Annotated in this window: 12 protein-coding genes; 2 read left to right on the top strand and 10 right to left on the bottom strand. The window is 69.6% G+C overall.

The window, feature by feature from the left end:
* The 3 genes from ACESK5_RS17535 to ACESK5_RS17525 all read right to left on the bottom strand — a co-directional run.
* Positions 1-610, bottom strand: a 610-nt coding sequence (locus ACESK5_RS17535; protein ID WP_372912873.1) for an AMP-binding protein, incomplete at its 3' end; no start/stop codon positions are given.
* 68 nt (positions 611-678) lie between these two features.
* Entirely contained in the window at positions 679-1200 is a 522-nt protein-coding gene (locus ACESK5_RS17530) for a gamma carbonic anhydrase family protein (protein ID WP_372912872.1), read from the bottom strand.
* A 50-nt stretch (positions 1201-1250) separates the two neighbouring features.
* Positions 1251-2402: a sugar MFS transporter gene (locus ACESK5_RS17525; protein WP_372912871.1), complete on the bottom strand. Its 1152-nt coding sequence runs from the start codon at positions 2400-2402 to the stop codon at positions 1251-1253.
* A 91-nt stretch (positions 2403-2493) separates the two neighbouring features.
* On the opposite strand from ACESK5_RS17525, the gene ACESK5_RS17520 reads away from it, so the two are divergent.
* The gene (locus tag ACESK5_RS17520) at positions 2494-2901 is read left to right on the top strand and encodes a universal stress protein (protein WP_372912870.1); all 408 of its coding nucleotides are present in this window, start codon (positions 2494-2496) and stop codon (positions 2899-2901) included.
* A gap of 418 nt (positions 2902-3319) precedes the next feature.
* On the opposite strand, the gene ACESK5_RS17515 is transcribed toward ACESK5_RS17520, so the two are convergent.
* The 7 genes from ACESK5_RS17515 to ACESK5_RS17485 form a co-directional block, all read right to left on the bottom strand.
* Complete coding sequence (locus ACESK5_RS17515; RefSeq protein WP_372912869.1) at positions 3320-3733, bottom strand: Rieske (2Fe-2S) protein; 414 nt, start codon at positions 3731-3733, stop codon at positions 3320-3322.
* A 69-nt stretch (positions 3734-3802) separates the two neighbouring features.
* Positions 3803-4744, bottom strand: coding sequence for an ABC transporter substrate-binding protein (locus ACESK5_RS17510; protein WP_372912868.1), 942 nt, complete (start codon positions 4742-4744; stop codon positions 3803-3805).
* A gap of 58 nt (positions 4745-4802) precedes the next feature.
* Complete coding sequence (locus ACESK5_RS17505) at positions 4803-5831, bottom strand: aminotransferase class IV (protein ID WP_372912867.1); 1029 nt, start codon at positions 5829-5831, stop codon at positions 4803-4805.
* Positions 5828-6400: an aminodeoxychorismate/anthranilate synthase component II gene (locus tag ACESK5_RS17500; protein ID WP_372912866.1), complete on the bottom strand. Its 573-nt coding sequence runs from the start codon at positions 6398-6400 to the stop codon at positions 5828-5830. Before ACESK5_RS17500 ends, ACESK5_RS17505 begins: the two co-directional genes overlap by 4 nt.
* On the bottom strand, positions 6397-7971 hold the full coding sequence (gene pabB / locus ACESK5_RS17495) for an aminodeoxychorismate synthase, component I (RefSeq protein ID WP_372912865.1): 1575 nt from the start codon (positions 7969-7971) through the stop codon (positions 6397-6399). The genes ACESK5_RS17500 and pabB overlap by 4 nt, the downstream gene beginning before the upstream one ends.
* A gap of 143 nt (positions 7972-8114) precedes the next feature.
* Positions 8115-9020 carry a helix-hairpin-helix domain-containing protein gene (locus tag ACESK5_RS17490; protein ID WP_372912864.1) on the bottom strand — a complete coding sequence of 302 codons (906 nt, stop codon included), beginning with the start codon at positions 9018-9020 and terminating at the stop codon, positions 8115-8117.
* Between the two features lie 131 nt (positions 9021-9151).
* Positions 9152-9952, bottom strand: a complete 801-nt coding sequence (locus ACESK5_RS17485) for a shikimate dehydrogenase (RefSeq protein WP_372912863.1) — start codon at positions 9950-9952, stop codon at positions 9152-9154.
* Between the two features lie 103 nt (positions 9953-10055).
* On the opposite strand from ACESK5_RS17485, the gene ACESK5_RS17480 reads away from it, so the two are divergent.
* On the top strand, positions 10056-10710 hold a 655-nt coding region (locus ACESK5_RS17480; RefSeq protein WP_372912862.1), incomplete at its 3' end, for a sodium:calcium antiporter.

The raw sequence follows: 10710 nt of genomic DNA, 5'->3' as shown, positions 1-10710 counted from the left end.
CCGAACACTCCGAATCTTCGATGCGGGTGGCGGTGGCGTCGACGCCGAATCCCGAGAAGATGGGGACGGCAATCGCGCCGACTTTGAAGCAACCGTAGAGAATCGAGATGACCTCGGGGACCATCGGTATGTAGAGCCCGACCGTGTCGCCCGTGTCGATGTCAACTGATTCGAGGTAGTTGGCGACCTTGTTGGACTGGCGGGCCAGTTCGTGGTACGTCATCTCCCTGACGTCGCCGGGTTCGCCCTCCCAGATGCAGGCGACCTTGTTTCTGGTTTCGGCGTCGACTTCGGCGTGACGGTCGACGACGTTGTGCGCGAGGTTCAACTCCCCGCCGGGATACCACCGCGAGAACTGCGGGCCGTCGGCGTCGTCGCGGACCTCGTCGTACTCCTCGTAGAAGTCGATACCGAGGTAGTCGGGGAGGAGGTCCCAGAACCACTCGACGCCCGAAGCGTCCACCGTGTCGATGTCGGTCGTCGTGCGTTCGACGAGTCCGTCGTAGTCGTCGATACCGAACTCCTGCATGAACTCGTAGACGTTGGTCGACTCGACGAACGCCTCGCTCGGTTCGTGGACGACTGTCTCCTGCTGGTGCTGGCTGGACATGGCGCGTGCGAGGAGATGACGCGCGACGCACTAAGAGATACCGAAAGCCCGCTTGCCCGCGTCGCCCGTCACTCGAACCGTCCGGTCTCTCTGTACTCCCGACTGAGTTCGACGTAGTGTTCGTGGACGCGTTCGATTTCGTCGCGCTGGTCGTCGCTGAGCGGCTTGGTCTGTGCCGGTGCGCCGTAGGCGAGGTGCCCTTCGGGAATCGTCTGTCCTTGGAGGACGACGGCTCCGGCCGCGACGAGACAGTTCGACTCGACCGTCGCATCGCGGAGCACGCAGCTGTTCATGCCGACGAGCGAGTGCGCCTCGACCGTGGCGTAGTCGACGACGACGCTGTGGCCGATGGTGACGTTGTTCTCGATTTCGGCCCCGTGGAGCATCGAGAACTCCTGGACGTTCGTCTCGTCGCCCACGACGACCGCCCCGCCGTCGCCGCGGAGGCAGGTGAAGGGCCAGAGGCTCGCGCGCGCTCCCACGGTGACGTCGCCGACGAGGTAGGCGAGTTTCGAGACGAACGCCGACTCGGCGACGTCGGGGGCGTGTCCGAACAGCGGTTCACACGGTGAGTCTTCGGGCCGTGACATACGCGTCTTGCTCGCCGGACGAAAATAAACCTAGGCGCGGGCCTGTACGGTCAGGCCGGCCGGGCGAGTCGCCACCGCGTCAGCGCGACGACGACGGCCAGGCCGACCATCGCGGGGACGAGGAGCCGCATCCCGGCGACGATGTCGAGTCGCTCGGCGACGACACCGACGACGAGCGGTGCCGCGGAGATGCCGACGTAGTTCGCACCGGTCGCGATGGCGTTGACCGGGCCGCTGTACTCGGCCGCGCTGTCGATGCCGAACGCCGAGAGAGTCGGGAAGAACCCGGCGACGACGAAGCCGAGCGTGAGCGATGCGAGGGTGAGAACGAGCCCCGACCGGGTGGTGAACGTCACGGCGGCCACGGGGATACCGATGACGGCGAGTCCGACGACGAGGTCGAGCGTCGAGACGCGGTCGCAGAGGTAGCTGTATACCAGTCGCCCCGGGATGTACATGACGATGAACCCCGAGAGGAGGAGGTTCGCCCGCGGTCGGGGGACGAACGTGCCGGCGTAGTACGCGAACCACGCGAACACCGCTCCCTCGATGGAGCCGCTGAGGACGAGCGCAGCGGCCATACCGAGCACCGCTGGCCGGCCGAGCAGTCGGCGGACGTCGGCGAGCGAGACGCTCCGCTCGCGCTGCATCTGCCGCGGGGGGTCGGCGAGGAGGAAGAACGCGGCGACGGGGACCAGCGGGAGGAGCAACAGCAGGAACGTCGTCCGCCACTCCAGCGCCGAGAGGACCGCGTTGACGAACAGTGGGCCCGTCGTGCCGCCGACTGCCCAGGTGAGCGCGTACAGGTTGAATACCCGCCCGCGGGAGTCGGCGTAGAGGTGACCGAGGAGCGGTCGGTCGAGCGCCCGGACCGCGCCGAACCCGAGCCCCTGGAACGCGAACAACCCGACGAGCGCCCAGTACGCGTTCACCGTGCTCAGCAAGGCGAGTGACGCCATTGCGATGCCTGCTCCCGCGAGCAACCCGTGTCGGATACTGACCCGCCCGGCATTCATGCCCACGAGGAGAACCGCGAGGAGCAGTCCGGCGCTGGCCGCGGGCGCGACGAGGCCGAGAAGCCCCTGCGAGACCCCGAACGACTCCTCGAAGCTCGCGAGGAGCGGCCCCCGGGTCTGCCAGACGACGCCGTGACAGGCAGCGAAGAGGAAGAGGGCGGCGGTCCATCGCGTTCGAGCCTTCATTGAACGTTCCTCGCCCGGTGGGTGGTAAAATCGTTCGTTCTGTCACGACGGGGCAACGAGGTTTATGTGCCCGCCGCGACGAGAGGAAGACGTGTACAGAGTGCTCGTGGCGGTCAGTGACGATGTCGACCAGGCACGCAAACAGGCGGAGTTCGTCGCCTCGCTCCCCGGACGGGGAGCGCTCGACGTGACGGTGACGCACGCGTACGACGAGACGAACGAACGCGGCCCCCACGGCGAGTCGCTCCCGCCCGAGGAGAGCGACGGGGTTCAGGCCGCGAAGGCGCTACTCGAAGACGCGGGAGTCCCCGTCGAGACGCGTGAGACGTACCACCCGGTCGCCGAGGGCGTCGTCGACCTCGCGGTGGACGTCGACGCCGACCTCGTCGTCGTCGGGGCACGGAAACGGACGCCCATCGGGAAAGCGGTGTTCGGGAGCGTCACGCAGTCCGTCGTCCTCGACTCGCCGGTCCCCGTCACGGTCGTCGGTGTCGAGTGAGGCCTCGAGAATCGGTGGCGAAGGGCCCGAGAGTCCCGTTGGCACGGGGGACGACTCCGGGTATCTCTGTGGGCGAGACGTGGCCGCGACCCGGTGGCCCGTGGTCGCGTCTCACGTCGAGTGGGTGCCTGCGGTCCCCGACTGCGGCTGGGGACACGTCGGCAGAGACGTCGAGGGGAATTAACACTTTCCACACCGGCAGTCGAGCGCGGACGGAACTGGTTACAAACACCGCTCGTCAAGCCGACGAACTCTCGGCAGTGACGCGCCGAAGCGCCGAACCGAAGCCCGTCGGTCCCAGACGAGGCGCGTTCTGCACACGTCTCCTTCCGCTCTCGGCCGGGCGCCCGACGCGCTCCGTCGAGTGGCGACACCGTTCGACCGAAGAGACGACGAGTCGTCTCCGAGCGCGCTCGACTCAGCCGCCGAACCCGATTCGGCTCCCCGACGACCGCGACCGGTCGTCGGACTCCCCGACGTGTTCGAAGGTGTAGCCGTCCTCGGTGACGAACACCGCTCCGTCCTCGACGTCGACGTCGACTGTCGCGAGATACGACCCCTCGCACGGCCCGAAGTTGCAGTACCCCGAGTCCGCCTCGAACGTCGCGGCGTGTTTCTGGCAGACTATCTCGTCGTTCCGGACGAGAGCTCCCGACCCCTTGTCGAGTCGGACGTCGGTCCAATGTTGACAGAAGTTCTTGTACGCGGCCACCCCGTCGCCCAGCCGCGTGAGGATGACCTCTTCGAGGCCGTCGCCGTTCCGGAGCGTGACCAGAAGCGTCCCGTCCGCGGGGACGTCGTCGAGCGACACGACGCGTCGGTCGTCGTCCATACCCGGCCTTGGGGTGGGGCCTAATCAATCGTTGCGGTCTCGGTTACACCTCACGCCGACCGGGACGGGTCAGTCGCTCCGGTCGAGGAGTTCGTTCGTGTACAGCGCGTCGACGTCGATGTCGTCGGCCCCGAGCCGGTCGCCCTCGGGGGTCTCGACGAGCGATTCGGCGGCCAACCACTCGACGAAGTCGGCCCACCGTTCGCGGCGCATCCGTCCCCACGTCCCGTCGTCGCAGTAGGCGTCGGCGATACGCCGCTGGCTCGTCTCGAGGAACGCCTCGTCGTCCAGCCCGGGACCCTCCGCCGTCTCCCCGAGTATCGCCGCGGCCGCTGCCGGATTGGCCGCGGCGAACTCGTATCCGCGCCCCGTCGCGTCGAGGAACCGAGCGAGTTCGTCTCCCGCTTCCTCGACCTGCCCCGGCCGTGCGAGCATCACGGGCGTGTAGCCGTAGGGGACGCCGTAGTCGTCGAGGGCGAACGCGTTCAACTCGACGCCGTCGCGCTCTGCCTGGACCCCCTCCCACGGCATGAACACCCAGGTGGCGTCCGCCTCGCCGTCGACGAGCGTGTTCGGGATGCCGAGCTTCGGTGGGGTGACGATTTCCAGTTCCCCCCGCCCGCCGTCGTTGCGAATCAGCTGCCGGACGATGTCGTCTTCGAACCGTGCGTCGTACGACGCGTACGTCGAATTGTCCAATTTTTTTGGTCGGTCTATGCCGCTCGACGCCAGCGTGACGATGGCGCTGGTGTCTCGCTGACAGACTGCGGCGACCGCGGTCAGCGAGGGGTAGTCGGGGTGGGTGTGGTAGCTAATCGCGCTCTCGGAGGGAGCGATGGCGACAGTCGAGTCGCCCCGAGCGACGCGTTTCGCGGGAGTCGTCTCGTAGTCGTCCGCGGCCGGCGAGCGAATCGTGAGGTCGACGCTCGCCTCGTCGTAGTAGCCCTTCGCCCGGGCGACGTAGACTCCCGTGTGGTTCGTGTTCGGCGTCCAGTCGAGTGCGAGTTCCATCGGTAGTACTACCGGGTGTTCGTCCACGCGGTGATAAGTGCTGGTGGCGGTCGACCGGTCAGCCGCCGCTGCCGACGTCCCACCGACTGTCGACCCCGCCACCGTCGGTTCCGTCGGTCTCACCGGCGTCCGCGCCGGCGTCTCCCGTCTCACCCCGGTAGTGTTCGCGTTCGACTCGCTCGTCGAACAGTCGTGAGAGGAGCGTCGTCACCGGACCGCCGCCGCAGTCGATGCCGTCGACGGTTTCGACGGGGCGGAGTTCCCAGGTCGTGTTCGTGACGAACACCTCGGCGGCGTTCCGGACGTCGTCCGGCGTGAACTGTCCCTCTCGGACGGGGATGCCCTCCTCGCGGGCGAGGCCGACGACGACGTCGCGGGTGACGCCGGGGAGAACTGGCCCGTCGAGCGACGGCGTACACAGCGCCTCGTCCGAGACGAAGAAGACGTTGCTCGTCGCGCCCTCGGCGACGTACCCGTCGGAGTCGAGGACGAGCGCCTCGTCCGCCCCGGTCACACGGAGTTCGAGGCGCGCGAGAATCCCGTTCAGGTAGTTGTGCGTCTTCGCGTGCGAGGGGATGGCCCGGTCCGGAACTCGGCGCGTCTTCACCGTCTGAACGGTCGCGGGCCCGTCCCAGACGGGCGTGCTCTCGCGCCCCCCCGGCGGGAGTTCGTCCACCAGGACGACGACCGTCGGGTCCACCTCGGGCGACGGGCTGAGCTTCCCGGGCTGGACTCCTCTGGTGACCGAGAGTCGGACGTAGGCGTCGGCGAGGTCGTTGGCCGCCAGCGTCTCCCGGACGCGCCGGTGCAGGTCGTCGTCCGAGAGTCCGTGGTCGAGTTGGAGGACCTCACAGGTCCCGTCGAGTCGGCGGGCGTGGGCGTCCCACGCGAACACCTCACCGCCGTAGGCCCGGAGCGTCTCGAACGCCGCGTCGCCGTACATGAACCCCCGGTCGCGGACCGAGACGGTCGCGTCGCTCGCCGGGACGAGGTCACCGTCGACGTGGTACAGGTACGCCTCACCGGTGTCGTCACCGTCGCCGTCGTCGTCGCCTCCACCCGTGGGCGTCGTCGGGTCCGCGGTCATCGGCACGAGTCGACGAACGCCGCCACCATCGTCTTTCCGGCGTCGGTGAGCACGCTCTCGGGGTGGAACTGGACGCCGATGTGGGGCTTCTCCGTGTGGCGGACGCCCATCACGACCTGTCGCTCGTCGTCGGTCCACGCCGTCTCCACGAGCGAGTCGGGGAGGTCGGCCCGCTCGACGGCGAGCGAGTGGTACCGACCGACCGTCACCGGGGAGGGGACGTCGGCGAAGAGTCCCGCGCCGTCGTGACGTATCGGCGACGGCTTCCCGTGGACCACCGTCGGCGCGTGGCCGACCGGCGACCCGTTGGCGGCACAGAGCGCCTGGTGACCCAGGCAGACCCCCAGGGTCGGGTACGAGAGATCTCGGAAGACCGGCACGGAGACGCCCGCCTCGCACGGTGTTCCGGGTCCGGGCGAGACGACGATGCCGTCGGGGTCGAGCCGCCTGACCCCGTCGGTGTCGAGCGCGTCGTTCCGCCGGACGACGCACTCGGCGAACTCCCCGACGTACTGGACGAGGTTGTACGCGAACGAGTCGTAGTTGTCGACGACGAGGACGGTGGTCACGACTGCCCCCTCGTCCCTTCCGTCTCCGTCTCCGTCTCTCCGTGCTCTGTCGAGACGCGCATGGTCGTCTCCGACAGCGCCTCGTCCAGCGCGTCGACCAGCGCCTGTCCCTTCGCGAGCGTCTCCTCCCACTCCCGTTCGGGGACCGAGTCGTGGACGACACCCGCTCCGACGCGGAGGTGGTACTCCTCTCCCGTGCGGACGAGCGTCCGGATGACGATGTTCAGCGTGGCCCGGTCGTCGAAGCCGAACACCCCGACCGACCCGGTGTAGGGACCCCGCCGGGTCGCCTCTACCTCGTCGATAATCTCCATCGTCCGGGGCTTCGGGGCGCCAGTGATGGTCCCCCCCGGGAACGTCGCGGCGACGGCGTCGACGAGCGACGCTGCCTCGCTCCGTCGCCCCTCGACGAGCGAGACGAGGTGCATCACCTCTGCGTAGCGGTCGACCCGCCGGTACTCGGACACCTCGACGGACCCGTACTCGCACACCTTGCCGAGGTCGTTCCGTTCGAGGTCGACGAGCATCGCGTGTTCGGCCCGCTCCTTGTCGTCGGTGGTGAGGTCACGCTCCAGTGCCGCGTCCGCTTCGGGTGTGTTCCCGCGCTCTCTGGTGCCCGCGATGGGCTCCGTCTCGAGGTGCGACCCGTCGACGCGGAGGAGGAGTTCGGGGCTCGCCGACACGAGGTCCACGCCCGGGAACTCCAGCAGCCCGGAGTAGGGCGCGGGGTTAACCCGCCGGAGTGCCGCGTACGCCGCGACGGGGTGGACGGCCGCCGGGGCCGACAGCCGCTGTGAGACGTTCGCCTGGAACGTGTCGCCGTCGCGGACGTACTCCTTCACGCTCCGAACTCGCTCCGCGAACGCCGCCTGCCCGCAGTCGCTCTCGAACCGAACCGTGTCGACCCGGACGGGCGCCTGCTCGTCACCACCGTCTCCGTGACGGGCGCGTTCCGCCAGGTCAGCGACGCGGCCGAGCGCCCGGTCGTAGGCCGCGTCGAGGGCGTCGTCGTCTCCGACGCGCGGGCACGCGGTGATGCGGAGCGTCGTCTCCTCGTCTCGTGGCTCTTCCCAGGCGGCGACGCAGTCGTACAGCCCCGCCTGGAACCGCGGGAGGCCCCGGTCGTCGTCCGTCGTCTCGGGCAGCGATTCGACCTCCCGGGCCACGTCGTACGAGAGCCAGCCGAACCAGCCACAGGGGTACGGGACGTCACAGTCGCCGCGGGCGAGCGTCTCGTCGGCGAGGAGGCCCGCGAGCGCGGAGAGCGTCGGCGAGCGCCCGGCGCCGGTGGCCGCACCTCCTCGACGGCCGGACGCCGACCTGCCGGGTCCGTCGACGACCACGGCGTCGGCTCCGACCTGCACTCGCTGTGTCGGCTCCGTCGCGAAGTAGCCCCACCCTTCCTGACCGCCGGTCGTCTCGAGGAAGACGCCGCCGGGCCCGGTCCGTGCTCGACGGTACGCCACGAAGGGGGCGTCGACCGTCACGCGCCCCTCGACCGGGACGCGAGCGCCCGACGGTGCCTCGCGGGCCGTCTCGCGGAACGCGTCCCGACCGGTCACCGTTTCCATACTCGCGTCCAACTGACCGACGCAGGTAACGGTTTCGTGATGTGGTTCGGGCGGGGACGAGTCGGTGTCCGGAGCCCGCGACCACCGGAAGTCAGTTGCTCGGTGCGTGAGTCGGTCCGTCTGTCGGTTCGTCCGTCGGTCCGTCAGTACTCCTTCGCCCGGTCGATCCACCGCGAGACGCGCTTCGGGGAGACGTCTATCTCCTCGGCCACCGCGTCGGCGTCGGCGACAGCCAGTTCCGCGACGGTGTCGATACCGGCTTCGGCGAGTCGGCGGGCGTACGCCGGGCCGATGCCCTTCAGCACGTCGGGCGACTCCTGTGACTCGGTCGTCGGCGCGTCCGACGCGTCGTCCGCCGCCTCCTCGACGGTCTCCCCCTCGTCGGTGCCGACGGCCTCCGACGGTTCGGCCGGCGTGTCCTCCTCGTCGGCCGCGTCCTCGTCGATTAGCTCGGCAGTCTCGGCGTCCTCGACCGCCACAGTCTCGGCTTCCGCCTCCGTCTCTGCCCCGGTCTCGGCGTCGTCAGTCTCCGCCTCGGCGTCTTCGTCGGTCGCCGCAGCGTCCGCCTCTGCCCCCTCGATTTCGTCCATGGCCTCGACGGCGGCGTCGACGGCTTCGGCGGGTTCGGCGGCCTCGTCGTCGGTGTTCTCGTCGACCATCGACCCGGTGGAGGCGCTCGCGTCTCCCCCCGCGGCGGCGGCCCCGTCGGTCTCGGGCGGTTCGGTGTCGACGTCGGCGTCGTCCGCCTCGTGCTCTCCACCGACGGCGACTGCCTCGGCGGGTTCTGCGACGTCGGCGTCCGCGTCGACCATCGACCCGGTCGACGCCGCCGCGTCGGTTCCGGCCGCGGCCGCGTCGTCCGCCTCCTCGTCCTCGTCGACCGCCTCGTCCGCGGGCGCTTTCACGGCGCTCTCTGACGCGGTGTCCGGTTCGAGTTCGTCCCCGGTCGCCCGCGTGTCGCGCTCGACGGTCACGCCGACGTCCTCGTCGGTCCGGCGGTCGGTACCGCCCAGCCCGAAGATCGACTTGAGGGTGTCGAGAATCCCCATTACCGACCCGCCCCCGTCGTCTCCGGTGCCGTGTGTTCGTCACAGACGCGTGTCATACTTCGCTCTACGCCCGCCCGTATTTAAAATTCGTCGGATGCGCGCGTCCCGTCGCACGGTTCGGCCCTTCCCAGTCAGGACAACCGGGCGCGCAACGCCTCGTTCATCACCTCGACGGGTGCGTCGCGCCCGGTCCACCGCTCGAACGCCTCGACGCCCTGGTACAGCAGCATCCACGCCCCGTCGACCGTCGTCGCGCCGGCCTCGCACGCCTCACGCAGGAGTCGGGTCTCGATGGGACTGTACACCGCGTCGAGCACGGCGAGGTCCCCGTGGAGGTGCTCGCGGGGGACGGGCGACTCCTCGGATTCCATCCCGACGCTCGTCGCGTTGACCAGCACGTCGGCCTCCCGCACCCGGTCGAGCGTGTCGAGGCCGCCCGCCGAGGCGTCGTCGAGCGCGGCGGCGAGGTCCGCGGCCTTCTCGACGGTCCGATTGGCGACGTGAACCCGGCAGCCCGCGTCGGCGAGAGCGAACGCGACGGCCCGTCCCGCCCCGCCCGCCCCCACTACGACGGCGTCGCGTCCGTCGAGGGTGACGTCGTGGTGGGCGAACGAGCGCGTCACGCCCGCCGCGTCCGTGTTGTACCCCCTCGGGCGCTCGCCGGAGAAGTCGACGGTGTTGACCGCACCGATACGCTCCGCGAGGGGGTCCGGGTCGACCAGTCCGAGGACGTCCTGCTTGAACGGGATGGTGACGTTCAACCCGCTGACGCCCAGCGCGTCGGCGCCGTCGACGGCCCGCTCGATGTCGTCGACGGCCGGTTCGAAGGTGACGTAGCGCGCGTCGATGTCGAGGGCGTCGTACGCGGCCTCGTGCATCGGCGGCGACAGCGAGTGCCCGACGGGGTTGCCGACGAGTCCGTACACGTTCATCGTGCGTCGGGGGTGGTCGGGCGGGAGGTAAAAACGGTCCGTTCCCCCCCCGTGTCCCGTCGTCTCACGGCGACGTTTTGTCCTCCGGGTCGGTACGTGTCGTATGCTCCCTCCGTCGTTCGCCGCGCTCTTGCTCCTCGGTGGCGTCGTCTGTCTCTACCTCGGTGCCGAGGCGCTCGTCCGCGGAGCGACGAGACTCGCGCTCGGACTCGGCCTCCGGGCGGCCGTCGTCGGCGTCACCATCGTCGCGTTCGCCACTACTACGCCCGAACTCTTCGTCGCACTCCTCGCGGGGACCGGCTACTCGACGGTGCTCGGTCTCGGTGCGGTGGTGGGCTCGAACATCGCCAACGTCGGTCTCGTTCTCGGCGTCGCCGCGCTCGTCCGCCCTATCACCGTCGACGGCGAGGTGCTCCGCCGACAGGTCCCGTTCATGCTCGGCGCGACGGCGCTCCTCGTGCTGCTCGCCGTCGACGGCACCGTCTCGCGCTTCGACGGTGTCGCGTTCCTGCTCACGCTCGCCGTCTTCACCGTCTCGTTGCTCCTCCGCACACAGGGCCGCGGGACGAGCGTCCGCTCGGCCGACCCCCGTGACCTCCTGTTCGTCGCCGTCGGTCTCTTCGCTCTCCTGCTCGGTGCTCGGGCGCTCATCGAGGGCGGGACCGACCTCCTCGCGGGCTTCGGGGTCCCTCCGCGCGTCGTCGGCCTCACCGTCCTCGCACTCGGCACCTCCCTGCCAGAACTGGCGACGAGCGTGG

This window comes from Salinigranum sp. (assembly GCF_041641895.1).
In the GTDB taxonomy this organism is placed as follows: domain Archaea; phylum Halobacteriota; class Halobacteria; order Halobacteriales; family Haloferacaceae; genus Salinigranum.
This window is presented reverse-complemented; position numbering and strand designations above follow the sequence as displayed.